Origin of the sequence: Streptomyces sp. NBC_00299 (genome assembly GCF_036173045.1) — a bacterium.
Classification (GTDB): domain Bacteria; phylum Actinomycetota; class Actinomycetes; order Streptomycetales; family Streptomycetaceae; genus Streptomyces; species Streptomyces machairae.
The window spans coordinates 2,435,824-2,461,518 of the sequence record NZ_CP108039.1; the positions used below are offsets into that span (position 1 = coordinate 2,435,824).

The 25,695-nt window shown below is 71.4% G+C and carries 21 protein-coding genes and 1 riboswitch; of the genes, 9 read left to right on the plus strand and 12 right to left on the minus strand.

Annotated features, from left to right (window positions below; genetic code table 11):
* The first annotated feature begins 358 nt into the window (after nucleotides 1-358).
* Nucleotides 359-1,399, plus strand: coding sequence for a septation protein SepH (sepH, locus tag OHT51_RS10555; RefSeq protein ID WP_328878658.1), 1,041 nt, complete (start codon nucleotides 359-361; stop codon nucleotides 1,397-1,399).
* Nucleotides 1,400-1,537: 138 nt separating this feature from the next.
* Here the strand turns inward: sepH and OHT51_RS10560 are convergent, their stop codons facing one another.
* Nucleotides 1,538-2,389, minus strand: coding sequence for a sulfurtransferase (locus OHT51_RS10560; RefSeq protein ID WP_328878659.1), 852 nt, complete (start codon nucleotides 2,387-2,389; stop codon nucleotides 1,538-1,540).
* Nucleotides 2,390-2,684: 295 nt separating this feature from the next.
* Between OHT51_RS10560 and OHT51_RS10565 the strand changes: the two genes are divergently transcribed.
* The gene (locus OHT51_RS10565) at nucleotides 2,685-3,488 is read left to right on the plus strand and encodes a VOC family protein (RefSeq protein WP_328878660.1); all 804 of its coding nucleotides are present in this window, start codon (nucleotides 2,685-2,687) and stop codon (nucleotides 3,486-3,488) included.
* 52 nt (nucleotides 3,489-3,540) lie between these two features.
* On the opposite strand, the gene OHT51_RS10570 is transcribed toward OHT51_RS10565, so the two are convergent.
* The 4 genes from OHT51_RS10570 to OHT51_RS10585 are packed head-to-tail and all read right to left on the minus strand — an operon-like array spanning nucleotide 3,541 to nucleotide 8,924.
* Complete coding sequence (locus OHT51_RS10570; RefSeq protein ID WP_328878661.1) at nucleotides 3,541-4,188, minus strand: thymidine kinase; 648 nt, start codon at nucleotides 4,186-4,188, stop codon at nucleotides 3,541-3,543.
* Between the two features lie 54 nt (nucleotides 4,189-4,242).
* On the minus strand, nucleotides 4,243-5,436 hold the full coding sequence (locus OHT51_RS10575; RefSeq protein ID WP_328878662.1) for an alkaline phosphatase family protein: 1,194 nt from the start codon (nucleotides 5,434-5,436) through the stop codon (nucleotides 4,243-4,245).
* 1 nt (nucleotide 5,437) lies between these two features.
* Entirely contained in the window at nucleotides 5,438-6,025 is a 588-nt protein-coding gene (locus OHT51_RS10580; protein WP_328422510.1) for a DUF5998 family protein, read from the minus strand.
* Between the two features lie 52 nt (nucleotides 6,026-6,077).
* On the minus strand, nucleotides 6,078-8,924 hold the full coding sequence (locus OHT51_RS10585) for a bifunctional acetate--CoA ligase family protein/GNAT family N-acetyltransferase (RefSeq protein ID WP_328878663.1): 2,847 nt from the start codon (nucleotides 8,922-8,924) through the stop codon (nucleotides 6,078-6,080).
* A 189-nt stretch (nucleotides 8,925-9,113) separates the two neighbouring features.
* On the opposite strand from OHT51_RS10585, the gene OHT51_RS10590 reads away from it, so the two are divergent.
* Nucleotides 9,114-9,395 (plus strand): HPr family phosphocarrier protein, encoded by a 282-nt coding sequence (locus OHT51_RS10590; protein ID WP_328878664.1) that lies wholly within the window; start codon nucleotides 9,114-9,116, stop codon nucleotides 9,393-9,395.
* 211 nt (nucleotides 9,396-9,606) lie between these two features.
* On the opposite strand, the gene OHT51_RS10595 is transcribed toward OHT51_RS10590, so the two are convergent.
* The 4 genes from OHT51_RS10595 to OHT51_RS10610 form a co-directional block, all read right to left on the minus strand.
* Complete coding sequence (locus tag OHT51_RS10595) at nucleotides 9,607-10,302, minus strand: GntR family transcriptional regulator (protein ID WP_328878665.1); 696 nt, start codon at nucleotides 10,300-10,302, stop codon at nucleotides 9,607-9,609.
* Nucleotides 10,303-10,503: 201 nt separating this feature from the next.
* A complete protein-coding gene (locus OHT51_RS10600) occupies nucleotides 10,504-11,286 on the minus strand; it encodes a M23 family metallopeptidase (protein WP_328878666.1) in 783 nt (260 codons plus the stop codon).
* A gap of 13 nt (nucleotides 11,287-11,299) precedes the next feature.
* Nucleotides 11,300-11,462, minus strand: a riboswitch (cyclic di-AMP (ydaO/yuaA leader).
* Nucleotides 11,463-11,674: 212 nt separating this feature from the next.
* Nucleotides 11,675-13,063: a M16 family metallopeptidase gene (locus OHT51_RS10605; protein WP_328878667.1), complete on the minus strand. Its 1,389-nt coding sequence runs from the start codon at nucleotides 13,061-13,063 to the stop codon at nucleotides 11,675-11,677.
* Nucleotides 13,060-14,439: a M16 family metallopeptidase gene (locus OHT51_RS10610; RefSeq protein WP_328878668.1), complete on the minus strand. Its 1,380-nt coding sequence runs from the start codon at nucleotides 14,437-14,439 to the stop codon at nucleotides 13,060-13,062. Before OHT51_RS10610 ends, OHT51_RS10605 begins: the two co-directional genes overlap by 4 nt.
* A gap of 546 nt (nucleotides 14,440-14,985) precedes the next feature.
* On the opposite strand from OHT51_RS10610, the gene OHT51_RS10615 reads away from it, so the two are divergent.
* Nucleotides 14,986-17,442 (plus strand): DNA gyrase/topoisomerase IV subunit A, encoded by a 2,457-nt coding sequence (locus OHT51_RS10615; RefSeq protein WP_328878669.1) that lies wholly within the window; start codon nucleotides 14,986-14,988, stop codon nucleotides 17,440-17,442.
* On the opposite strand, the gene OHT51_RS10620 is transcribed toward OHT51_RS10615, so the two are convergent.
* The gene (locus OHT51_RS10620) at nucleotides 17,439-18,503 is read right to left on the minus strand and encodes a CobW family GTP-binding protein (protein ID WP_328878670.1); all 1,065 of its coding nucleotides are present in this window, start codon (nucleotides 18,501-18,503) and stop codon (nucleotides 17,439-17,441) included. The genes OHT51_RS10615 and OHT51_RS10620 overlap by 4 nt on opposite strands.
* A 323-nt stretch (nucleotides 18,504-18,826) precedes the next feature.
* On the opposite strand from OHT51_RS10620, the gene OHT51_RS10625 reads away from it, so the two are divergent.
* The 5 genes from OHT51_RS10625 to OHT51_RS10645 all read left to right on the plus strand — a co-directional run bounded on the left by OHT51_RS10625 (nucleotide 18,827) and on the right by OHT51_RS10645 (nucleotide 23,388).
* On the plus strand, nucleotides 18,827-19,372 hold the full coding sequence (locus OHT51_RS10625) for a DUF6082 family protein (RefSeq protein ID WP_328878671.1): 546 nt from the start codon (nucleotides 18,827-18,829) through the stop codon (nucleotides 19,370-19,372).
* A 155-nt stretch (nucleotides 19,373-19,527) separates the two neighbouring features.
* A complete protein-coding gene (locus tag OHT51_RS10630; RefSeq protein WP_328878672.1) occupies nucleotides 19,528-19,764 on the plus strand; it encodes a hypothetical protein in 237 nt (78 codons plus the stop codon).
* A 221-nt stretch (nucleotides 19,765-19,985) separates the two neighbouring features.
* Nucleotides 19,986-20,927 (plus strand): sucrase ferredoxin, encoded by a 942-nt coding sequence (locus tag OHT51_RS10635; RefSeq protein WP_328878673.1) that lies wholly within the window; start codon nucleotides 19,986-19,988, stop codon nucleotides 20,925-20,927.
* 107 nt (nucleotides 20,928-21,034) lie between these two features.
* A complete protein-coding gene (locus OHT51_RS10640) occupies nucleotides 21,035-22,711 on the plus strand; it encodes a sensor histidine kinase (protein WP_328878674.1) in 1,677 nt (558 codons plus the stop codon).
* Complete coding sequence (locus tag OHT51_RS10645; RefSeq protein ID WP_328422538.1) at nucleotides 22,708-23,388, plus strand: response regulator; 681 nt, start codon at nucleotides 22,708-22,710, stop codon at nucleotides 23,386-23,388. Before OHT51_RS10640 ends, OHT51_RS10645 begins: the two co-directional genes overlap by 4 nt.
* Nucleotides 23,389-23,522: 134 nt before the next feature.
* On the opposite strand, the gene OHT51_RS10650 is transcribed toward OHT51_RS10645, so the two are convergent.
* A complete protein-coding gene (locus OHT51_RS10650) occupies nucleotides 23,523-25,115 on the minus strand; it encodes a solute symporter family protein (RefSeq protein ID WP_328878675.1) in 1,593 nt (530 codons plus the stop codon).
* On the minus strand, nucleotides 25,112-25,537 hold the full coding sequence (locus OHT51_RS10655) for a DUF485 domain-containing protein (protein WP_328878676.1): 426 nt from the start codon (nucleotides 25,535-25,537) through the stop codon (nucleotides 25,112-25,114). Before OHT51_RS10655 ends, OHT51_RS10650 begins: the two co-directional genes overlap by 4 nt.
* Between the last annotated feature and the right edge of the window lie 158 nt (nucleotides 25,538-25,695).

Below are 25,695 nucleotides of genomic sequence, written 5' to 3' on the forward strand. Positions count from 1 at the left end.
CAAGATCCGCGAATCGCCCAACGGGCGGCCGAGTCACACTTCTTGCCAGAAGTTGGGCGGCGTGCCAATCCACGCACGTGGCCCAAATGGAGTACTGTTGCGAGCCCTGGGTCCGGTCTCCCGCCTGGGCGTCCGTGGCCTTCAAGGACCGCCGGGAGGGGGCTAGTTGCACAGGGTGACGGAGTTGGTCACTTAGCGTTGCGAATAGGTAACCGTGCCATAACGGCGATCCAGGGCCCGTGCCCGACACGCCGGGCAACTCGGCAAGGTTGTGGCAGGCTGCACCCGGGCAGGCCACACTCGACTAGCGGAAGCAGCGACGCACGTGACGTCGGCAGGCACCACCCGGGAGGTCCCCATGCCCGAACTGCGTGTCGTGGCCGTCTCCAATGACGGCACACGGCTGGTGCTGAAGGCTGCCGACGCAACGGAGTACACGCTTCCGATCGACGAACGCCTGCGCGCCGCCGTGCGCGGCGACCGTCCACGCCTCGGCCAGATCGAGATCGAGGTGGAGAGCCATCTCCGCCCCCGAGACATCCAGGCGCGTATACGCGCTGGTGCGACCGCGGAAGAGGTCGCCCAACTCGCCGGCATCCCCGTCGACCGCGTACGGCGCTTCGAGGGCCCTGTGCTCGCCGAGCGTGCCTTCATGGCCGAACGGGCCCGCAAGACTCCCGTCCGCCGGCCCGGCGAGAACGCCGCCGGTCCGCAGCTCGGCGAGGCCGTCCAGGAGCGGCTGCTGCTGCGCGGCGCCGACAAGGACACCGTGCAGTGGGACTCGTGGCGCCGCGACGACGGCACCTGGGAAGTACTGCTGGTCTACCTGGTGGCGGGCGAACCGCACTCGGCGAGCTGGACGTACGACCCGCCCCGGCGGCTCGTCCAGGCCGTCGACGAGGAGGCGCGCTCGCTGATCGGCGAGTCCGAGGACCTCGCCGCGCCGGAGCCCAGCTTCCCGTTCGTGCCGCGTATCGCCCGGCTTCCGCGCGAGCGGTCGATGGACCGTGCCCTCGAACGCACAGAGCGCCCGAGCCTGCCGGCTCAGGCCTCCGAGCCGGTCGAGGAGACCACGGAGGAACGGGACTCGCTCACCAGCCTGCTGGAGGCGGTGCCCAGCTTCCGCGGCGACATGGTGGTGCCGGAGCGCCCGCCGGAGCCCGAGGTGGAGGAACCCCCCACCGAGCCGGACGCGGAGGAACCTCCCGCCCCTGCCGCCTCGGCCGGTTCCGCCTACGCGGACGTCCTGATGCCCCGTTCCGTCGGCAGCCACCGCGACCGCCTCATCGGCGCCACGGACCGCCAGGCCGAAGCGGACGGCGTCCGCCCGGGCCGCCGCGCCGCGGTACCGAGCTGGGACGAGATCGTGTTCGGGACGCGGAGGAAGAAGCAGGAGTAGCAGGAGTAGTCGGTCGTACGGCTGCGGGGCGGTCGTACGAGCACGAGGGCCGCGCTGGTAGCAGCGCGGCCCTCGTGCTGTGCGGGGCCGGGCGGCGTCCCGCTGGGCGACTCGCCCCGCTCCCCCCCTCGCCACGCCCTACTGCGGATCCGCCCCCACGGCCACCGGCCGCGACGGGTCCGACGACCACTCCGACCACGAACCGACGTACAGCGCAGCCGGAATGCCGGCGACCTCCAGTGCCAGTACCTGGTGCGCGGCGGAGACACCCGAGCCGCAGTACACGCCGACCGCCGCGCCCTCGGCCGCCCCCAGGGCCTTGAAGCGTGCTGCGAGTTCCCCGGCGGGGCGGAAGCGGCCGTCCGCAACCACGTTCTCGTTCGTGGGGGCGGACAGGGCGCCCGGGATGTGGCCGCCGACCGGGTCGATCGGCTCGACCTCGCCGCGGTACCGCTCCCCCGCCCGCGCGTCCAGCAGCACCCCGGACCGGGCGAGCGCCGCGGCGCCGTCGGCGTCGAGCAGTTCCGTCGCCCCCGGAACCGGCTCGAAGTCGCCCTCCGCCGGGGTCGGCACGGACGTCTCCAGCGGTCCCTCCCAGGTGGGCAACCCGCCGTCGAGGACCCGCACATCGGGGTGACCCGTCCAGCGCAGCAGCCACCACGCCCGGGCCGCCGCCCAGCCCTGCCCGCCGTCGTACACGATCACCGGCCTCCCCGACGTCACGCCCGCACGCCGCATCGCCGTACCGAATTCGGCCAAGTCCGGCAGCGGATGACGGCCGCGCGAACCGGGCGCGGAGGCCAGTTCCCGGTCCAGATCGACGTAGATCGCGCCCGGGATGTGCCCGGCCTCGTACTCGGCGCGGCCGTCGAACGGCGGCTCGCCGGCCGCCTTGGCCAGGGACAACTGCCAGCGGACGTCCAGCAGTACCGGAGGGTTGTCGCCCGTCAGTTCGCCGGCGAGTTCTGATGCGGAGATGATGGCGTTCATGGCCACCATCCTTGCGCACGGGGTGGCCCCATCGTCGCGGTCCGGTTACTCTGCCCGCCGGACAGGCCCGATCACGAGGCGTACGGGATCAGGCACATGCTGTACAGCCGATCGACATCCGGCGGCAATCGCACGGAAACGGGCGGTAAATCGCACACCGGGCATCCTCCGGGCACCGGCCGCCGTGCGCGGCGCGCCCGCAGCGCGCGTGGCCACGGGTGGTGCGAGCATCGGCACGGGGGTCCGGACAGCGGAAGCGACGCGGCCACCGCGAGGGGCCGAGGAGAGAGTGACGATGACCGAGGCACGGGGGTCGGCCGGCCCGAACGGCGAGACGCACGCTCGGCACGCGCCCGGCACGCCCTGCTGGGTGAGTCTGATGGTGCACGGACTGGCCGCGACCCAGGACTTCTACGGCGCGTTGTTCGGCTGGGAGTTCCAGCCCGGCCCCCAGCAACTCGGCCCCTACGTGCGGGCCCTGCTGAACGGCCGTGAGGTGGCCGGCATCGGCCAGCTGCCGCCCGACCGCCTCCTCCCCATCGCCTGGACGCCCTACCTCGCCTCGAACAACGTCGGCCAGACCGCCGATACGGTACGGCTGTGCGGCGGCACGGTCGGCGTGGGCCCGCTGGACGCCGCCGAGGCCGGCCGGCTGGCGATCTGCTCCGACCCGTCCGGCGCCGTCTTCGGCATCTGGCAAGGGGCCGAACACCGCGGCACGGCCATCACGGGCGTGCCCGGCACCCCGGCCTGGAACGAGCTGCTGACCTTCGAGTCCGTGAACGTGGCCAAGTTCTACGAGACCGTGTTCGCCTACGAGGAGGAGCCGGTGGTCTCCGCCGACTTCGACTACCTCACCCTGCTCGTCGACGGCCGCCCGGTCGCCGGCATCCACGGCGTCGGCACCTCCCTGCCGCGCGACCGGGGCCCGCACTGGGTGACGTACTTCGAGGTCGCCGACACGGACGAGACGCTGGATCGGGTCGTCGACCTCGGCGGCCACGTCCTCAAGCCGGCCCACGACAGCGCACACGGCCGCGTGGCGACGGTGGCGGACCCCGAGGGGGCCCGGTTCGCCCTGATCCAGGACCCGCGCTGACGGGCTCGGGAGCAAGGGCGCCGAACGAGACCTCGCCGAACGGGACCTCGGCTCAGACCGAATGCACCGGCAGGACGTCCGGGGACAGCGCCGCCGCCCGTGCGCTCGCGGCCGTCATACGGCGTCGGTGGTGGCGGCGGCACAGGACCTCGTAGCCGACGGCGTCCGCCTGGTTGACGTCACCTACGACCACCTGGGCGCCCTCGACGACCATCTCGCCGCCTATCGTGCGGGCGTTGTGCGTGGCGCGGGCCCCGCACCAGCACAGGGCCTCCACCTGGAGCACCTCGACCCGGTCGGCCAGTTCCACCAGGCGCTGCGAGCCCGGGAACAGCTTGCTGCGGAAGTCGGTCGTGATGCCGAAGGCGTAGACGTCCAGGCCCAGGTCGTCGACCACGCGCGCGAGTTGGTCGATCTGGTCGGGCGCGAGGAACTGGGCCTCGTCGGCGATGACGTAGTCCGCGCGGCCGCCCCGGGAGAGGTGGTCGACGACGTACGCGTACAGGTCCACGCCGTCCTCGACCTCCACCGCGTCCGTGACCAGGCCGAGGCGCGAGGACAGCTTGCCCTCGCCGGCGCGGTCGTCACGCGTGAAGATCATGCCCGCGAGCCCGCGCGCCGAACGGTTGTGCTCGATCTGGAGAGCCAGCGTCGACTTCCCGCAGTCCATCGTTCCGGAGAAGAACACCAGCTCGGGCATGTTGAGTTGAGCACCTTTCGGCGGAGAGGTCGGCTACGGCGGGCTGCGGAGGTTTCAGGAGCGTACTTCGAGCAGGGGGACCAACTGCTCCGCGGGGGTCATCGAACCGTGGTTGCCGACCATCGCCGACTCCTTCGGCTCCCGCTCGGACGCGATGATCAGGACGTCGTCCCGCGCGGCCGCGATCACGTCGCCGATCCTCCCGTACACCCGCTCGTCGATCCGTGGCCCGAACCAGCCCGCCGCGATCGCCTCGTCCCGGGAGGCCACCCAGAACTGCTCGCCGAGCACCTCGCGCCAGCAGGTCAGGACGTCGTTCGCGGCGCCGGGCACCGCGTACACGTGCCGCGCGCGGCCCTCGCCGCCGAGCAGGGCGACGCCGGCGCGCAGCTCCCAGTCCTCGTCGAAGTCGATGCGGTGCTGCTCGTCGAAGGGCACGTCGATCATGCCGTGGTCGGCGGTGACGTACAGCGCGGTGCGCGGCGGCAACTGCTCGGCGAGACGCTGGACGAGCCGGTCGACGTACATGAGCTGGCCGCGCCAGGTGTCGGAGTCGACGCCGTAGCGGTGGCCGGCGCCGTCGAGTTCGGCGTAGTACGTGTAGACCAGGGAGCGGTCGCCTGCGGCCAGTTGCTCGGCCGCGAGGTCCATACGGTCCTCGCCGGCCAGCCGCCCCAGGAACGTTCCGCCACTGAGCGCGACCTTGGTCAGCGGGGTGTTCTGGAAGGTGGGCGACGACACCTGCGCCGCGTGCACGCCCGCCTGCTGCGCCAGCTGGAAGACCGTGGGGTACGGCTGCCAGACGCGCGGTGACGTCCACGGCTGCCAGCGCAGCTGGTTCATCAGATCGTCGGTCTCGGGGTTGCGCACGGTGTACCCGGGCAGGCCGTGCGCGCCCGGCGGCAGGCCGGTGCCGACGGAGGCGAGGGAGGTCGCGGTGGTCGCGGGGTAGCCGGTGGTGATCGGGTGTCCGGTGCCGCCGCGCGAGCTGCTCAGGAGCGACGTCATGAACGGCGCTTCCTCGGGGTGCGCCTTGAGCTGCTCCCAGCCGAGGCCGTCGATCAGGAACACGCAGGCGCGGTCGGCGGCGGCCAGCTCGGGGATCGCGGCGGTCATACCCGGTACGGCCATGCCGGCGGCCAGCGTGGGCAGCAGATCGGCGAGCGAGCCGCTGCCGTACTCGGGGACGGGCGCGGAGTCGACGGCGAGGGGTTCCGGGTGGGAGTCCCAGGCGGTGGGCTGGATCATCTCAGCGGGCGATGTCCGCGGTCGCCTCGGAGAGCGACTGAGCGAAGGTGAGCGCCTGGCGCACGGTCTCCGGTCCGTCGCCGGCCTCGCTGACGCGCAGGCTGAGGTCGTCCGCCGTGGAGCTGCCCGTGTAGCCGTGGTCGGCCTCGCAGTTGGGGTCCCCGCAGGCGGCGGGCTCCAGGTCGAGCCGGGCGACCGCGCCCCACCCGATGGTGAGCACGATCTCGCGGGGCAGCGTGCCCGGCGTGTACGACTCCGGGTTGGCGACGACGCGGCTGACGACGACCGAGGAGATCCGGCCGAGCTTCACGGACTCGGTGGACGTCGTGGCGTACGGCGTCGGGGAGGTGCTGTCGGCGGCCTGCTCGTCGGTGTGGCTGACGATGAAGCGGTTGTGGGTGAGGACGAGCACGGTCACGTGCCGCCGCACCTCGTTCTGGTCGAACGTCGTCTCCTGATGGACCAGGTACGACCGGATGGGCTCGCCGCCCACAGCGGCCTCCACCGCCTCGGCCACGAGGGCCGGATAGTAGCCGCTGCGCTCGATCGCCGCACGCAGCCCCTGGGTCGTCGTACTGGTCTTGGCCATGACGCCCATCCTACGGGGGCGCACTGACTGCGAGGCACCGCTGCGGGCGCTCTCAGTACGTCGGCAGCGTCCTCGGTCCGAGGTCGTCCCTGGCGGGCGGCGGCGCGAGGCGGACGGAGGCGCCGAGCACGCTCAGGCCGTGGGTGGCGACGACGACCGGTTCCAGGGTGACCGCGACGACCTCGGGGTGGTCGTCGACCAGCCGCGACACCCGCAGCAGCAGCTCCTCCAGCGCAGGTGTGTCGACGGGAGTGGAGCCGCGCCAGCCGAAGAGGAGCGGTGCCGTCCGGATGGAGCGGACGATCGAGGTCGCCTCGCGGTCGGTGACCGGGATCAGCCGGTGCGCCATGTCCCCGAGCAGCTGCGAGGCGGCACCGGCGAGACCGAAGGACAGGACGGCACCGGCCGCCGGGTCGATCACGGCCCGTACGACGGTGTCGACGCCGCGCGGTGCCATGCTCTGCACGACCGGCCGCAGCTCCTCCGGCCTGCCGAACAGGTCCGTCAACTCGGCGTACGCCCGCCGCAGTTGCTCCTCGTCGGCGAGATCGAGCCGCACGCCGCCGAGGTCGGCGCGGTGCCGCAGGTGCGGGGCGGTGGCCTTGAGGGCGACGGGGTACCCGAGAGTGCGGGCGGCGTCGGCGGCGGCGTCCGGGGTGGGCGCGTGCAGGGCTCGGTGCACGTCGATGCCGTACTTCCCGAGCAGGTCACAGGTCTCGTCCGTGCCGAGCGTGAGCCCCTGACCGCGTGCGAGCAGCCCGCCGATCAGCTGGGCGGCGCCCTTCTCGTCGATGTCCTCGTACTCGGGCACCTTGCCGGGGTCGGCCGCGTCGCGCCGCCACTGCGCGTAGTTGACGGCTTCGGCGAGGGCGCGGACGGCGCGCTCGGCGGCGGGGTAGGCGGGGATGAGGGTCGTCGGGCCCTGCGCGGTGTCCGGCTGCTCGGCCGGGTTCCCGGCCTGGAAGTCCAGGGGGCGGAACGGGTGGGGGCGGATCTGGGCGCCGGGCGTCTTCCGGTCCGCCTGCGGTGCGGTGCTCGCCGCGGCTGACAGGGCTTCGGCGAGGCCGCCCAGCTCGACGTGGACCACCAGCACCGGCTTCCCCGGCACCTGCTCGGCCGCCGACCGCAGGGCCTGTGCCAGCTCGGCGTCGCCGGTCGACGCGTCGCCGATCGCGGGTATGGCGGTGACGACGACCGCGTCGCACGTCTCGTCGGCGAGCGCGTGCGACAGCGCCTCGTGGAAGTCCGCCGCGGAGGCCCCCGTCGTCAGGTCCAGCGGCGGCAGCGGTCGCAGCCCCTCGGACAGACACGCGTCATACGTCAGCAGCCCCAGCGACTCGGAGTTGCCGAGGATCGCGACCCGCGGGCCGGTCGGCAGCGGCTGGCGCGCGAGCAGCAGGCCCGCGTCCACCAGCTCGGTGATCGTGTCCACCCGGATCACCCCGGCCTGCCGCAGCAGCGCGGACACCGTGGCGTGCGGCAGCCGCGTGGCGCGCACGGCATGGCCCTGCGGCGCCGCTCCGCCGTGTCGCGCGCCCTGCACCACGACCAACGGCTTGGCCGCCGCCGTACGCCGGGCGAGGCGGTTGAACTTGCGCGGGTTGCCGATGGACTCCAGGTACATCAGGGCGACATCGGTGTCCGGGTCGTCGTACCAGTACTGAAGGACGTCGTTGCCGGACACGTCGGCCCGGTTGCCTGACGAGACGAAGGTCGACACCCCGGTGACCCCGGTCACACCGCCGCCGCGCCGGTGGAGCCGGGACAGCAGCGCGATGCCGATCGCGCCGGACTGCGCGAACAGGCCGATGCGGCCCGGGCGGGGCATCTCGGGGGCCAGGGAGGCGTTCAGCCGTACGTCGGCGGAGGTGTTGATGACCCCGAAGGCGTTCGGCCCGATGATGCGCATGCCGTAGGCGCGTGCCTGCCGTACGAGTTCACGCTGCCGCTCGCGGCCGTCGGGCCCGCTCTCGGCGTACCCGGCGGAGAGCACGACCAACCCCTGCACGCCATGCTCGCCGCATTCGGCGACCACGTCGGGGACGTACGCGGCCGGCACGGCGACCACCGCGAGGTCGACCTGCTCCTCGATGTCGTGCATGGAGCGGTGCGCGGGCACGCCGTCGAGTTCCTTGAGGTCCTCTGGGAACGCCCTGTTCAGCGCGTACAGCCGTCCGGTGAACCCGGCGTCGCTGATGTTGCCCAGGACGCTGCGGCCCACCCCGCCCGGGGTGCGGCCGACACCGATGACGGCGACCGAGCCGGGCACCAGCAGCCGCTGCACGGACCGGGCCTCGGCGCGCTGTTCGCGTGCGTACTGCACGGCGAGCGAGCGATCCGTCGGCTCCAGGTCGAACTCCAGGCGGACGACACCGTCCTCGAAGCTGCGTTTCTGGGTGTACCCGGCGTCCGTGAACACCTTGATCATCTTATTGTTGGCGGGCAGCACCTCGGCGGCGAAGCGGCGGATGTCGCGTTCGCGCGCGACCGCACCGATGTGTTCGAGCAGGGCGGAGGCAACACCGCGACCCTGGTGGGCGTCCTGGACGAGGAAGGCGACCTCGGCCTCGTCGGCGGGCGCGGACGCGGGCATTCCGTCGGTGCCGATCCGGTCGTAGCGTACGGTGGCGATGAACTCGCCGCCCACCGTGGCCGCGAGTCCCACCCGGTCCACAAAGTCGTGGTGCGTGAAGCGGTGGACGTCCTTTGCGGACAGCCGCGGGTAGGGCGCGAAGAAGCGGTAGTACTTCGACTCGTCCGACACCTGCTCGTAGAAGCTGACCAGGCGCTCGGCGTCATCAACGGTGATGGGGCGGATGCGCGCGGTGCCGCCGTCGCGCAGCACCACGTCGGCTTCCCAGTGGGCGGGGTACGCGTGCCTGTCCGAGGCGCTCTGCATGGGCCCAGAGTACGGCTCGCGTACGACAACGGCGCGAGGCAGTCTGTTCAGGACGTACGTGGGGTCGAGGCCGCGACCCGACGGTCACCTCAGGAGGGGACGTTCGTCAGACGTTCGTCCAGTTCCGTCGTGCTTCACGGGTGTGGGAAACTGGTCTAGACAACCCTGAAAACCGAAGGGCAGCATCACATGGCTGAGCGCCGCGTCAACGTCGGCTGGGCCGAGGGCCTCCACGCCCGCCCCGCCTCCATCTTCGTCCGAGCCGCCACGGCCACAGGCGTCCCGGTGACGATCGCCAAGGCCGACGGCAACCCCGTCAACGCGGCCTCCATGCTGGCCGTCCTGGGCCTGGGCGCCCAGGGCGGCGAGGAGATCGTCCTCGCCTCCGACGCCGAGAGTGCGGACACCGCCCTCGACCGTCTGGCGAAGCTGGTCTCCGAGGGCCTCGAGGAGCTGCCCGAGACGGTCTGACGGACCTGAGCGGGACCTCCCACAGCAAGCGGTGAAGCCGCGCTCGCCTTTCCGGCGGGCGCGGCTTCACTGTTTTCGGCACCGGCTTCGTGTTTTCGAGCAGGCGGTCCCGCTTTCGAGGCGGGCGGGCCCGAGAATTACCTGCACATCCGAAAATGGCAGCGAGAATTCGCCGCCTCCGAATATCTCCTCTTTGTATACGGCGCCCGTGTTAATGCCGCAGGCTCGGCATGTTTACGGGATGTTGCGAATTCCTCACACGCTCCGTGCGATCACCGCGGGAGCCGAAGCGCAGCCGGTGCGCGGAGATCGAGCGCTCGGTGTGCAGCGCCGTGATCGCGCGGGCGCGCTCGCCGTCGCCGCGCGCCACCGCGTCCACGATCGCGCCGTGCTCGGTCCAGGACTCCACGGGGTCGGCCGGCGCCTCGACGGCGTACATCCAGGCGATCTTGTGGCGCAGCTGGGTCAGCATCGAGGTCAGGGCGGGGCTGCCGGAGGCCTGGGCCAGCGTCTCGTGGAACCAGCCGCCCAGGGAGCGCAGATCCTCGCTGTTTCCCCGCCTGGCCCGCTCCTGGCCCAGCCTGACCAGGCCGCGCAGGACCTTCAGATGGGCCTCGGTGCGCCGCTGGGCGGCCCGGGAGGCGCCGAGCGGCTCCAGGAGGGTGCGCATCTCCAGCAGGTCGGCGGCCTCCTGCTCGCTCGGTTCGGCGACGCACGCGCCCGCGTGCCGCCGGGTCACCACGAAGCCCTCCGCCTCCAGGGTGCGCAGGGCCTCGCGCACGGGGACTCGGGAGACGCCGTAGCGGCGGGCGAGGAGTTCTTCGGTGAGCCTGCCGCCGCGCGCGTGGACCCCGGCGACGATGTCGTCCCGGATCGCGGTGCATACCGAGTGCGCCGGAATACGCATGACCGACCTCCGCCTTAATCCCCGTGAAACGTCGACGAATGACGTGTGTTCAGTGACTCTATTGCAACCGGCCGGAATTTCCGACGGCGGGCCGGAATCCATGGATATTTTTTGGACAGCGGGCCGTTCGAAACGCCGAAAGCCCCGGCTCGGGGAGCCGGGGCTTTCGGAAGACGCGGTGTGAGCGTCAGAGGTGGGGCGTCAGAGGTTCACGCCGTGCGAGCGCAGGTAGGCGACGGGGTCGATGTCGGAGCCGTACTCCTGCGTCGTGCGGGCCTCGAAGTGCAGGTGCGGCCCGGTGACGTTGCCGGTGGCGCCGGACAGACCGATCTGCTGACCGGGGGTGACGGTCTGCCCCACCGAGACGGCTATGGACGACATGTGGCCGTACTGGGTGTAGGTGCCGTCGTTCATCTTGATCACGACCTGGTTGCCGTACGACCCGTCCCAGCCGGCCTCCACGACGGCGCCGGCGGCCACCGAGTGGACCGAGGTGCCGCTGGCGGCATGGAAGTCGACGCCGGTGTGGCTGCCGGAGGACCAGAGGGCGCCGCCGGTCTTGTAGCCCGTGGAGACGTACGAGCCGGAGATCGGGGCGACGTAGGACAGCAGGCGCTTGCGCTCGGCCTCGCGGGCGGCGCGCTCCTTGGCCTCGCGCTCCTTCTTCGCCTTCGCGGCCGCCTTCTTGCGTGCGGCCTCCTCGGCGGCCTTCTTGCGGGCCGCGGTCTCCTTGGCGGCCTGCTCCTGGGCGGCGGCCTGGGCGTCGATCTGGTCGGCGATCGAGTTCTCGACGGAGACGACCGGGATGAGGCCGGTCTGTTCGACGGCCGGTTCGGCGGCGAGCGCCGGGGCGGCCAGGGTGCCGATCACGCCGGTGGCGGTGAGTGCGGCGACGCCCGCGGCGCGGGCGGTGGTGCGTTCGAAGCGGCTGGGACGACGGTGCTTCCCCGCGGGACGCTTCCCGGTGGCGCAGGTGAACGCCATGAAGTGGCTGGTCCTTTCCTTCCTTCTCGCCTACCGGGTTAGCTGACGGGTTCGGAGCAGGAAGGTCTCCTACGGACCCCCTCGCGGCTGCGCGGGCGTCCGATTCACCCCAGGGACTTCGATGGGTCCCCGGCTCCCCTGGCTCGCGCCGTACGGGGACTCGGCGATGGCTGTCCGGTGCCGCGGGCGCGGCGCAGTGCCTGACGGACAGCCCGGAAGACGCTAAACGGGGCATCTTTCAATCCCCAAACGGATCCTGCCTTTTGTAGTGCATCCCACAGGTCAGACAGGCAACCTCTCCCTCAATTCGGGCATAAAGGGGCCCTGGTGAGTCTTCCGTCACCAGGGCCTCTACGCGTGCGGCCGTCTCCGGCGCCGCGCCAGTCCCCTACTCGGCCGCCACGACGCTGACTTCGCCGATGCCGAGGGCCTCGACGGGCTCCCGGATCTCGGCCGCGTCGCCGACGAGGATCGTCACCAGGCGGTCGACCGGGAAGGCGCTCACGGCCGCAGCGGTCGCCTCGACGGTGCCGGTGGCGGCGAGCTGCTGGTACAGCGTCGCCTGGAAGTCGTCGGGCAGGTTCTGCTCGACCTGGTCGGCCAGCGTGCTCGCCACGGCCGCGGCGGTCTCGTACTTCAGCGGCGCCACCCCGACGAGGTTCTGCACGGCGAAGTCCCGCTCGGCGTCGGTGAGTCCCCCGTCGGCGACACCGCGCAGGACCTTCCAGAGGTCGTCCAGGGCAGGACCGGTGTTCGGCGTGTCCACGGAGCCGCTGATGGCGAGCATCGCCGCTCCCGAGCCGTCCGGGGCGGAGCGCAGGACCTGCCCGAACGCGCGCACACCGTAGGTGTAGCCCTTCTCCTCGCGCAGGACCTTGTCCAGGCGGGAGGTGAGGGTGCCGCCCAGGCAGTACGTGCCGAGCACCTGTGCGGGCCAGACGCGGTCGTGCCGGTCGGGGCCCACGCGACCGATCAGCAGCTGCGTCTGGACGGCACCGGGGCGGTCCACGATGACGACGCGCCCGCTGTCGTCGGCGGTCACCGGCGGGACCGGCCGGGGCTGGGCCGAAGAGCCGGTCCAGGCGCCCAGGGTGTCGCCGAGCAGGGCGTCGAGGTCGACGCCGGTGAGGTCGCCGACGACCACGACGGTGGACGTCGCCGGGCGCACATGCCGCTCGTAGAAGGCGCGTACGCCCGCGGAGTCGATGCCGGCGACCGTGTCCTCGGTGCCCTGGCGCGGGCGGGACATGCGCGAGGTCGCCGGGAACAGCTGCCTGGACAGCTCCTTGGCGGCGCGGCGCGAGGGGTTGGCCAGCTCGTGCGGGATCTCGTCGAGGCGGTTGCGCACCAGGCGCTCCACCTCGGCGTCCTCGAAACCGGGCGCCCTGAGCGCGTCGGCGAGCAGGCCGAGCGCCTTCGGCAGCCGGGAGACGGGCACCTCGAGGCTGACGCGGACGCCGGGGTGGTCGGCGTACGCGTCGAGCGTGGCGCCGCAGCGCTCCAGCTCGGCGGCGAACTCCTCGGCGGTGTGCTTGTCGGTGCCCTCCGAGAAGGCGCGCGCCATGATCGTGGCGATGCCGTCCAGGCCCTTCGGCTCGGCCTCCAGTGGCGTGTCCAGGAGGACCTCGACGGCGACGACGCGCTGGCCGGGGCGGTGGCAGCGCAGGACCGTCAGGCCGTTGTCCAGCTTCCCGCGCTCCGGTGCCGGAAACGCCCAGGGCCGGGCCTGACCCGCCTGGGGCTGCGGGTGGAACTCCATGCTGGCGAGCTCGGTCACTGCGCCGACTCCTCGTTCTCGTCGGTGGTCCCGGCGGGTGCGGCCCCGTCGGCGGCGGCTTCCAGGTCCTCGGCCTCGTCGGCGACCGGCTCGTACACCAGCACCGCGCGATTGTCGGGACGCAGACGCGCCTGGGCGACCGCCTGGACCTCCTGAGCGGTGACGTCGAGGACGCGCTGCACGGCGGTGAAGGCGAGCTGCGGGTCGCCGAACAGGACGGCGTACCGGCACAGTTCGTCGGCGCGGCCCGCGACCGTGCCGAGCCGGTCCAGCCACTCGCGCTCCAGCTGGGCCTGCGCGCGCTCCATCTCCTCGGCGGTGGGGCCCTCCTGCGCGAAGCGGGCGAGCTCCTCGTCGACGGCCGCCTCGATGACCGGGACCTCGACGTCGCCGGACGTCTTCACGTCCAGCCAGCCCAGCGAGGGCGCCCCGGCCAGGCGCAGCAGGCCGAACCCGGCCGCCACGGCCGTACGGTCACGGCGTACGAGACGGTTGTAGAGGCGGGAGGACTCGCCACCGCCGAGGACGGTCAGCGCCAGGTCGGCCGCGTCGCACTCGCGCGTGCCGTCCGTCGGGAGCCGGTAGGCGGCCATCATCGCGCGCGCGGGGACGTTCTCCTCGACGACCTCGCGCAGCTGTTCGCCGATGGTCTCGGGCAGCGAGCCGTCGCGGGGGGCGGGCTTGCCGTCGTGGGACTCGATGGAGCCGAAGTACTTCTCGACCCAGGCGAGCGTCTGCGCCGGGTCGATGTCGCCGACGATCGACAGGACGGCGTTGTTGGGCGCGTAGTAGGTGCGGAAGAACGCGCGGGCGTCCTCCAGGCTGGCCGCGTCCAGGTCGGCCATCGAGCCGATCGGCGTGTGGTGGTAGGGGTGCCCGTCGGGGTACGACAGGGCGGTCAGCTTCTCGAACGCCGTGCCGTACGGGACGTTGTCGTAGCGCTGCCGGCGCTCGTTCTTGACGACGTCGCGCTGGTTTTCCAGGCCCTCCTCGTCGAGCGCCACCAGGAGGCTGCCCATGCGGTCGGCCTCCAGCCAGAGCGCGAGCTCCAGCTGGTGGGCGGGCATGGTCTCGAAGTAGTTGGTGCGCTCGAAGCTCGTGGTGCCGTTCGGCGAGCCGCCCGCACCCTGGACGAGCTCGAAGTGGCCCGTGCCCTTCACGCTGCTCGAGCCCTGGAACATCAGGTGCTCGAAGAGGTGGGCGAGTCCGGTACGGCCCTTGACCTCGTGGCGGGAGCCGACGTCGTACCAGAGGCAGACCGCGGCGACCGGCGTGAGGTGGTCCTCGGAGAGCACCACGCGCAGGCCGTTGGCCAGGCGGTGCTCCGTGGCGGTGAGGCCGCCGGATTGTGCCTCCGGTGTGGCCGTGTGACCCATGGGCAAGGTGTCCTTCCGGTCGCGTGCACTGCGTTGTGTCGAGCGGTTCGTGCTCAGTTCCTGCCACTGTATGCAGCGTCCGAAGGGTCGGCGAAGTTCCCGGTCAGAACGCCGTGCCGGTATGCGGGTGCGTGCGGGCCCGCGACGACACGCGCGACGGCCCTCAAGCACGGCTCGTCGTCCCGTCCCGCGGCCCTGCCGAGCGGGGTGGGCCCGGCACGCCCCGACCGGGCTCAGGGGGCTCACGCGGGCCGGCACACCCCGCGACCTGGCACGGTGCCCGCCGATCACTCCGGCGGGTGAACGGTCTCGCGGCGCGCGCTTGCCTTCGGCCCGTCCGGTCGCAAGCACGGTCCCGGACAGTGATGTTCGCTTCTTGCCCCGCCTCTCTGTCGCGGTGGAGGCCCGGCGTCGGCGACACTTCTGCGATGCCGGGTCGGAGCCCAACATCGGGTCCTGGTCGGTGGTTGTCAGTGCCGCGGTCCACAATGGTCCGCGTCAGATCCGCACACGCTCGAGCGACCAGAACCAGAGGAGCCGGCAGCGATGGCCCGCCGCAGCACGAAGAACCCGCCGCCCGAGGACTCGTACGAGGAGAAGATCCTCGACATCGACGTCGTCGACGAGATGCAGGGCTCCTTCCTCGAGTACGCGTACTCGGTCATCTACTCCCGCGCCCTGCCGGACGCCCGCGACGGCCTCAAGCCGGTGCACCGTCGCATCGTGTACCAGATGAACGAGATGGGCCTGCGCCCCGACCGCGGCTATGTGAAGTGCGCCCGCGTCATCGGCGAGGTCATGGGTAAGTTGCACCCGCACGGCGACGCGTCGATCTACGACGCCCTGGTGCGCATGGCCCAGCCCTTCTCGATGCGCGTCCCGCTGGTCGACGGCCACGGCAACTTCGGGTCCCTGGGCAACGACGACCCGCCGGCCGCCATGCGGTACACCGAGTGCCGGCAGGCCGATGCGACCAGCCTGATGACCGAGTCGATCGACGAGGACACGGTCAACTTCACGCCCAACTACGACGGCCAGGAGCGGGAGCCGGTGGCGCTGCCGGCCGCCTTCCCGAACCTCCTGGTCAACGGCGCGTCGGGCATCGCTGTCGGCATGGCCACGAACATGCCGCCGCACAACCTCTCCGAGGTCATCGCGGCCGCCCGCCACCTGATCCGCCACCCGAACGCGGATCTGGAAACCCTGATGAAGCACGTCCCGGGCCCCGACCTGCCCACCGGTGGCCGGATCGTCGGCCTGGCCGGCATCCGGGACGCGTACGAGACGGGCCGCGGCACCTTCAAGATCCGCGCCACGGTCGAGATCGAGACCGTGACCGCCCGCCGCAAGGGTCTCGTCGTCACCGAACTGCCCTTCACGGTCGGCCCGGAGAAGGTGATCGCCAAGATCAAGGACCTGGTCGGCTCGAAGAAGCTGCAGGGCATCGCCGACGTCAAGGACCTCACTGACCGCGAGCACGGCCTGCGCCTGGTCATCGAGATCAAGAACGGCTTCGTGCCGGAGGCGGTCCTGGAGCAGCTGTACAAGCTGACGCCGATGGAGGAGTCCTTCGGCATCAACAATGTCGCGCTGGTCGACGGCCAGCCCCTCACCCTGGGCCTGAAGGAGCTGCTGGAGGTCTACCTCGACCACCGCTTCGAGGTCGTCCGGCGCCGCAGCGAGTTCCGCCGCACCAAGCGCCGCGACCGCCTGCACCTGGTCGAGGGCCTGCTCACGGCGCTGCTGGACATCGACGAGGTCATCCGCCTGATCCGCTCCAGCGAGAACTCCGCGCAGGCGAAGGAGCGCCTGATGGAGCGCTTCTCGCTGAGCGAGGTCCAGACCCAGTACATCCTCGACACGCCGCTGCGCCGTCTCACCAAGTACGACCGCATCGAGCTGGAGGCGGAGAAGGAGCGGCTGAACGGGGAGATCGCCGAGCTGACGCGGATCCTCGACTCGGACGCGGAGCTGCGCAAGCTGGTCTCCGCGGAACTGGCCTCGGTCGCCAAGAAGTTCGGTACCGAACGGCGTACGGTCCTGCTGGAGTCGGCGGGTTCGCCGGTCGCCACCGTGTCGCTTCAGGTGGCGGACGACCCGTGCCGGGTGCTGCTGTCCTCGACGGGTCTGCTGGCCCGTACGGCGAACGGCGACCCGTTCGGGGAGGACGGCGAGGCGAAGCGCTCCAAGCACGACGTGATCATCTCGGCGGTGCCGGCCACGGCCCGCGGCGAGGTGGGCGCGGTGACGTCCACGGGCCGGCTGCTGCGGATCAACGTCGTCGATCTGCCGCAGCTGCCGGAGACCGCGGCGCGGCCGAACCTCTCGGGCGGCGCGCCCCTGTCGGAGTTCGTCTCGCTGGAGGGCGACGAGACCCTGGTCTGCCTGACCACGCTCGACGAGTCCTCCCCCGGCCTGGCGATCGGCACGGAACAAGGTGTCGTCAAGCGCGTGGTGCCCGACTACCCGACCAACAAGGGCGAGTTGGAGGTCATCACCCTGAAGGAGGGCGACCGGATCGTCGGCGCGATCGAGCTGCGCACGGGTGAGGAGGACCTGGTCTTCATCACGGACGACGCACAGCTGCTGCGCTACCAGGCCTCGCAGGTCCGCCCGCAGGGCCGCGCGGCCGGCGGTATGGCGGGCATCAAGCTCACCGAGGGCGCGAAGGTGATCTCCTTCACGGCCGTGGACCCGGCGGTCGACGCGGTGGTGTTCACGGTCGCGGGCTCGCGCGGCACGCTGGACGACTCGGTCCAGACGACGGCCAAGCTGACGCCGTTCGACCAGTACCCCCGCAAGGGCCGCGCCACCGGAGGCGTGCGCTGCCAGCGGTTCCTCAAGGGCGAGGACTGCCTGGCCCTGGCCTGGGCGGGCGCCGTCCCGGCACGAGCCGCACAGAAGAACGGCACGCCGGCCGACCTCCCGGAGATCGACCCGCGCCGTGACGGCTCGGGGGTGTCGCTGCCGAAGACGGTGTCGGTGGTGGCCGGCCCGGTCTAGGCCTCCTCGAAGGCCCCGTCCTCCGGGTCCTGTACGTAGCGCAGGACGCCCCACATGCCGTGCTCGTCGGCGTGTGGGGCGTCGCTCTTGCACGCCTCCAGCTCCTTGGCCAGGGCAGCGGTGTCGATGCCGGAGCCGATGAGCACGAGCTGGGTGAGGCGGGCGTCGGCGGCCGGCCAGGGCTCAGGGTAGAAGCGCAGGAACGGCCCGACAGCGTGCACGGCGTAGCGGTTCACGGTGTCGTGCGGTCCGAAGTCGACATAGCCCTTGATCCGGTACAGCCCCTGAGGCCTGCTGTCGAGGAAGGCGATCAGCCGGCGCGGGTCGAGGGGGGTCTCGGAGGTGAAGGAGAGGCTGTCGTAGCCGGTGTGCAGGTGGCCGGTGTGGTCCTGATGAGGCTCATCGTGCCCATGCAGGTCGTCGAAGGACAGCTGCCCGATGCGCTCCTCGCCGGGCCGGCAGTCGAAGAGGAACTCGGGGTCGATACGGGCGTAGGCGGCGGGGACGACGGCGGCGCCGTCGGTGAGCTCGCGGACCAGCCCGATGACGCGCTCCCCGTCCTCCGCACGATCCAGCTTGTTGACGACAACGAGGTCGGCGAGGGCGAGATGCCGGTCGATCTCGGGGTGCTTGGCGCGCGTGTCCTCGAACTCGGCGGCGTCGACGACCTCGACGAGTCCGCCGTACACGATGCCCGGGTGCTCGCTGGCGAGCACCATGCGCACGAGTTCCTGGGGCTCGGCGAGCCCGCTGGCCTCGATGACGATGACGTCGATGCCGGTGCCGGGCCGGGCGAGCCGCTCCAGGTAGACGTCCAGCTCACTGGAGTCGACGGCACAGCACAGGCAGCCGTTCCCGAGAGAGACCGTGGAGTCGCCGAGCGCGCCGGCGACGGCCATGGCGTCGATCTCGATGGCACCGAAGTCGTTGACGATGGCGCCGATGCGGGTGCCGCCGCTGCGGTGAAGGAGGTGGTTGAGCAGAGTCGTCTTGCCGGAACCAAGGAATCCGGCGAGGACGACGACCGGAACCTGCTGCGGACCGCGGCTCGACTGGCTCAATGTGCGACCTCTCTCACGCCGACGGGTGCACCGGCTCACGAGGTCGGCGCGCGTACGAAGATTGAATGCCGCCCCAGGATACGAGCCGGAAGAATCACTGCGAAGTGAACGATTGTTAGCAGCACTTGCCGGGCAGACGTTGGGCATGGCGCTGGAGCGTGCGACCCTCGCTTCCCTCCGTGCGCCGCCTCTCCGCCTCCCCGCCGATCAGAGCCGCTCGGCACTCTGGGAGATGGCACGCGCCGCCCACGGCTCGCCGGTCCCCTCCAGTCGACCCGCACCCCGACGACCGGCGGACGGCCGTTTGATCGGGGGTAATTGACATGGCCACACGGAAGCACTCGGCGAGGAGGCTGGGCTCGGCCGCACTGAGCCTGCTGCTCGCCACGGCCACGCTGGCGTCGCGTCAGCGTCGCCTCGACGCGGCACGCCTGGAGGAGAGGCGACTGGCACTCGAGGAGTTGGCAGTCCGCCGAAAGGCGCTCGCTCACCAGCAGCGCATGCACTGGGAGTTACTGGCCCGAGCGATCGACGATCCTTCACTGGCGGCTGTGATCGACACCTACGACAAAAGCATCCCAGCGGAGAAGCGGCGGCAGTTTTTCTATGCCAATGCGTGGTACGTCCACCTCTACCACCTTTACCGGGCGGGAATCCTGGATCGGGATGAGTTGTACGAATATCTGCGCGAGTTCTTTCAGAGCCCCGTGTTCCGCGAATACTGGACGGCGTCAAAGGCTCAGCGCGCGACCCTCAATGAATCGTCCGAGGAAGCGAAAATCGGACGTATGGTCGACGGCCTGGTCAGGGACCTCGACGAGGCCGATACGGACGAGTGGTGGGTTGTGGGCGAACCGCCGTCCGGCTGACGGCCATTACCACGTCTCCGATCAAGCTGCCGCCCCTCAGGCACGAGCGGGTGACTTTTGCCCATGCCGCCGCGAACGACCCACCAAACCCGGTAGCCTTCCAGTAGTTTCTGTTCCACCACTGTGCCCAGATCTTTGGTAAGGAACGGTAACCCTTGAAAATCGTGCGCCGTATCGGTGTGCCTCCGAGCGCCCGAGGCAGTAACTCAGGAGCCAACTGCCCGGACGTGTTCGAACTCAGCGACGGGAATTTCGCCGTGATCGGCACCGAGGCCACCGAGGCGCTTGACCCGGAACTGCCCGCCGATGCCGCCCGCGCCGACTACGAGCGCATCGTCATCGTCAGCCGGGAGACTCTCATCCGCGCCAAGGCAGACATCCCCGACGCCTGAGCCCACCGCACGAGCACGCGTCCACCCCAGACCCGTACCGTCACGCTCCCCGGCCCGCGCGCAACCGTTGAGCGAGCCGGGCCACCGACCCGGCGAGCAGCCGGCACCCCGTCACTGCTCGATCTCCACCGATGAGGCCTGGCGCCAGAACGGCTCCAGGCCACACGTGTGTCAGCCCCTCGAGCCGCCACCGCCACACAAGTCAGGTTAGGCTCACCTCTGTGAGTACGTGCTCAACCGTCTCGCAGGACCTCGACGAGCCCATCGCGGGGACTGCGGCGACCGCGACGACCTGGCTGTTGCTCGAGCAGCCCGGCCCGTGGGGTGCCAAGGCGCTCACGCAGAGCCACCTGGATCCCGCTCTGGGCCGTGCCCTGGAGGCGGCCGCGCAGGGCACGGGCGTGCGGATCGCGCTGATCCGCCGCCCCGGCCGGCACGCCGACTGCGGGACCCTGGCCGAGCGCCGGGTCTACGCGGCCCACACCGCACCCGGCAACGTATGGCTGCACTCCGCCACCACCCGCGACCCCCGGCAGCTGCTCGACCTGGACTTCGCCGCGCTCGGCAAGGGCGACCACCGCTCCTTCGGCTCGGCGCTCCAGGGGCAGCCCCACACCAGGGGCCCGCTCGCGCTCGTGTGCACCAACGGCAAGCGCGACCGCTGCTGCGCGCTCCTCGGCCGCCCTCTCGCCGCCGAGCTCGCCGCCTCCGGCGTGGACGGCGTCTGGGAGGTCACCCATCTGGGCGGCCACCGGTTCTCACCGACGTTGCTCGTGCTGCCGTACGGCTATGCCTACGGGCGGGCGCAGGCCCACGCCGTCAAAGAGGTCCTGCACAGCGTTCAGGAGGGCCGGATCGTCGTGCAGGGGTGCCGCGGGAACTCGGCCTGGGAGCGACCGGGCCAGGCGGCCGAGCTGGCCGTGCGCTCGGCCGCGGGTGTGTACGCCGCCGAAGCCCTGAGTGTCGTGCGCACGGACGGCGCGGCCCCGCGGTGGGAAGTGACGGTCGCGCACGTGGACGGGCGCCACTGGCGGGTCGTCGTCGCACAGGAGGCGTCCGTGCCGCCACGGCCCGAGAGCTGCGGTTCGGTGCTCGGCTCACCCGCGCGGATGGACGTCGTGGCGGTGCGTGAGCTCACCGTGACAACGGCAGTCGCCGGCTGATCAGGGGCGCCGGCCCACCGTCCGGTGGACCGGCGGCCCGACATTGATCAAGAGATCCACGCCACACCCCTCCAGCGGCGCCGACACGCCCACGTACCGTCATGGGTATGAGCCGCACTCCCTCCGCACGTCGCCTGCGCCTCGCTCTGCCCCGGCGGATGTTCGCGCAGGTGCTGCTGATGCAGGTGGCGATCGCCGCGGGAGTCGCGGTGCTCGCGACCGGTTTGTTTCTCGCCCCGCTCAGCGATCAGCTGGACGACCAGGCGATGCGGCGCGCGCTGTCGATCGCGCAGACCACCGCGGCACAGCCGGATATCGCCGAGGACCTGGCGAACACCCCCGCGACCACCGGCGGGCCGGTCCAGCGGGAGGCGGAGCGGATCCGCGAGGCCACCAAGGCCGAGTACGTCGTCGTGATGGACCGGCGCGGGGTGCGCTGGTCCCACCCCACCCCGGGCGAGGTCGGCAGAATCGTCTCGACCGACCCGGGCCAGGCCCTCGCCGGCCACGAGGTCATGCAGATCGACGACGGGACCCTGGGCCGCACCGCCCGCGGCAAGGTGCCGCTGCGCGACGACGACGGCAGGATCATCGGAGCCGTCTCGGTCGGTATCGCCTACGACAGCGTGCGGGCCCGTCTGCTGCACGCGATCCCGGGGCTGCTCGCCTACGCGGGCGGCGCCCTGGCGGTCGGCGCGCTGGCCGCCTGGCTCATCTCCCGCCGGGTCCAGCGGCAGACCCGCGACCTGGCCTTCTCCGACATCTCGGCGCTGCTCGCGGAGCGCGAGGCGATGCTGCACGGCATCCGGGAGGGTGTCGTCGCCCTGGACCGCACCGGCCGCATCCGCCTCCTCAACGACGAGGCGCGGCGCCTGCTGGGCCTCGGTGACGAGGCCGTCGGCCGGTCCCTCGACGAGGCGCTCGGCGGGGGCCGTACGACCGACGTGCTGGCCGGCCGGGTGACGGGCACCGATCTGCTCACGGTCCGCGGTCAGCGTGTCCTGGTCGCCAACCGCATGCCCACCGACGACGGCGGCGCCGTCGCCACCCTGCGCGACCGCACCGAGCTGGAGCAGCTCGGCCGGGAGCTCGACTCCACGCGCGGGCTGATCGACGCCCTGCGCGCCCAGGACCACGAGCACGCCAACCGCATGCACACGCTCCTCGGACTGCTCGAACTGGAGATGTACGACGACGCCGTGGAGTTCGTCGGCGAGGTGGTCGGCGACCACCGGGAAACCGCCGAGCAGGTCGCCGAGAAGATCCAGGACCCGCTGCTCGCCGCACTGTTGGTGGGCAAGGCGACCGTGGCGGCCGAGCGGGGCGTCGCGCTGCGTCTCTCGGACCGCACCGGGCTCCCGGACCGGCTGATCGACCCCAGGGGGCTCGTCACGATCGTCGGCAACCTCGTGGACAACGCTCTGGACGCCGCCGCGGGCACGGCGCACCCGCGCGTGGAGGTCGAACTGCGTGCCGAGGGGCGGACAGCGACCCTCCGGGTACGCGACACGGGGCCGGGAATCCCCGAGGAGCAGCGCGAGTTGATCTTCACCGAGGGGTGGTCCACCAAGAAGCCCCCGGCTCACCGTGAGCGCGGCATCGGCCTCTCCCTGGTGCGCAGGTTCGCCGAACGGCAGGGTGGCACCGCAACAGTGGGCGAGGCGGCCGGCGGCGGCGCGGAGTTCACTGTCGTCCTGCCCGAAGCACTGGCCGAGCCGGATCTGGAGCCTGCCCTCGCCGTGCCGTCAGATGCGCAGACCGTCGCCGAGGAGGAGTCGCGATGATCGAGGTCCTGGTCGTGGACGACGACACGCGCGTGGCGCGGGTCAACGCCGCCTACGTCGAGAAGGTGCCGGGATTCCACGTGGCCGGCGAGGCGCACAGCGCGGCCGAAGCGCTTCGCCAGGTGGAGGAGCTGCCCCGCGTGGACCTGGTCCTCATGGATCACTATCTGCCCGACGAGACGGGCCTCGCGGTCGTCCAGGAGATGCGCCGGCGCGGCCACCAGGCCGACGTGATCATGGTGACGGCGGCGCGGGACGTGTCGACCGTGCAGGCGGCGATGCGGCACGGGGCGCTGCAGTACCTGGTCAAGCCGTTCGCCTTCGCGGGCCTGCGCGCCAAGCTGGAGGCGTACGGCGAACTGCGCCGCACCCTGGACGGCGGCGGCGAGGCGGAGCAGGCCGAGGTGGACCGCATTTTCGGCGCCCTGTCGGCGTCTTCGGAGCCCGACCTGCCCAAGGGCCACTCCCCCACCACCGCGGAACTCGTACGGCGCGCCCTGATGAACGCCGAAGGCCCGCTGTCGGCCCAGGAGATCGCCGAGCGGACCGGAGTGAGCCGTCAGACCGCCCAGCGCTATCTCAAGCTCCTGGAGCGTACGGGGCGGGCCCGGCTCACCCTCAAGTACGGTGACGCGGGTCGCCCGGAACACCGTTACGTGTGGGCGACCCGCGCCTGAGGCACGGCCCGTGGGGGCGGGGGAAGGAACCGTGCCCCTTCTTCATACGGATGCGGGCCGCGCAACGTATCACCCGACCGCTCGACCCATTGCCATGTCGGTGCGAGCGTCCCCGACCGCTTCCACCATCGGGCCTATGCGGCCCCCGCCCCCGTCAGCGACCGCACCTCGACCTCCGCGTGCTTGGCCTCGTCGGGTGCCTCGGACGAGATGAGCGTGCCGAGCCAGCCCGCGACAAAGCCCAGCGGGATCGAGACAAGCCCCGGGTTCTGCAGGGGGAAGTACTGGAAGTCGACACCAGGGAACAGCGATTCGGGGCTGCCCGATACGACCGGCGACAGCGCCACCAGCACCACGGCCGGGATCAGGCCCCCGTAGACGGCCCATACGGCGCCCCGCGTGGTGAAGTCCCGCCAGAACAAGGAGTAGAGCAGCACCGGCAGATTGGCGGACGCGGCGACGGCGAAGGCGAGTCCCACGAGGAAGGCGACATTGAGGTCGCGGGCCAGCAGTCCGAGGGCGATCGCGACCACGCCGATGCCGACCGCCGCGACACGCGCCACGGCAACTTCGTTGCGGGGCTTGGCGCGCCGCGGCCGTAGCGAGGCGTACAGGTCGTGGGCCACGGACGCCGAGGAGGCGAGCGTGATTCCGGCGACCACGGCGAGGATCGTGGCGAAGGCGATGGCGGCCACGATGGCAAAGAGAACCGTTCCTCCCGTGGAGTCCGCGCCGCCGCCGAGATCGAGGGCGAGCAGCGGAACTGCCGTGTTCCCGGCCGCGTTCGACCCGCGTACGGCCTCGGGCCCGACGATCGCGGCCGCGCCGAACCCGAGCACGATCGTCATCAGGTAGAAGCCGCCGATGAGCCCGATCGCCCACACCACCGACCGCCGTGCCGCGCGAGCGGTGGGCACGGTGTAGAAGCGGGACAGGATGTGCGGCAGCCCCGCTGTGCCCAGCACCAGCGCGAGGCCGAGGCTGATGAAGTCGAACCGGGCCGTCCAGTCAACGCCGTACTTCAGCCCGGGTGCCAGGAACGCCGCGCCGTGACCACTGCGCTCGGCCGCGGTGACCAGCAGCCGGTCGAAGTCGCCGTGGAAGCGCAGCAGGACGAGCACGGTCAACGCCACGGTGCCGCCGAGCAGCAGGACCGACTTGACGATCTGGATCCAGGTGGTGGCCCGCATCCCTCCCAACGACACATAGATCACCATGAGCGCGCCGACGCCGATGACGGTCCAGGCCTGCACCGCCTCGCCCTTGCCCCCGAGCAGCAGCGCGACCAGGGTGCCCGCGCCCACCATCTGCGCCACCAGATACAGAACGGACACGGTGACCGAGGAAGTTCCCAGCGCGATCCGCACGGGGCGCTCTCGCATTCGCGCGGCGACCACGTCGGCGAGCGTGAACCGCCCGCAGTTGCGCACGAGTTCGGCGACGAGGAACAGCACCACCAGCCAGGCCACGAGGAAGCCCACCGAGTACAGCATCCCGTCGTAGCCGAAGAGGGCGATGAGCCCGGAGATGCCGAGGAAGGAGGCGGCCGACATGTAGTCACCCGCGATGGCAAAACCATTCTCCATGGGCGAGAAGAGCCGGCCGCCCGCGTAGAACTCCTCTGCGGAACCACGCCGGTTGCGGCTCACCCAGGTCGTGATCGCCAGCGTGATCGCGACGAACAGGCTGAACAGAATCAGCGCCGGCGTCTGGTGGTCGTGCGTCACGCGGCACCTCCCCTGGTGACGCGGGCCAACTCCTGGGTGTCCCAGCGCAGTTCCAGCGCCGCCCGGTCCCGGCGCAGCCGCGCGTGACGGGCGTAGGCCCAGGTGAGCAGGAAGGTGGTGAGGAACTGCCCGAGCCCGGCCAGCATCGCCACGTTCACGGCACCCGCCACGGGCCGGGCCATCAGCTCCGGCGCGGTCGTGGCGGCCACGACGTACGCCGCATACCACGAGAGGAAGATCACAACAGCCGGCACCACAAACCGCCGGTACCGACTGCGCACTTCCTGGAAAGCCGCGCTCCGCTGCACCTCGAGGTACACATCGGCCGCGCCCGGCGGAACAGTCTCCGGGACGTCCACGACGCCCGACTCCCCCCATCCGGAGGCGAGGGCGTCGTACCAGGGATCGCGGCTTGAGTGCATGCCCAAGCATGGACAGAACGGAAAGATCCCCGGATCGCGTTCTCCGAGGGCTTCACCCCATCAGGTGATATGTCGCCGATAGGCCTGCAGCCGCGGTGGGCGAGAAGCCCCCACAGGGGCCACCCGCACCCGACGGCAATGCCGCACAGGCGGTGCGG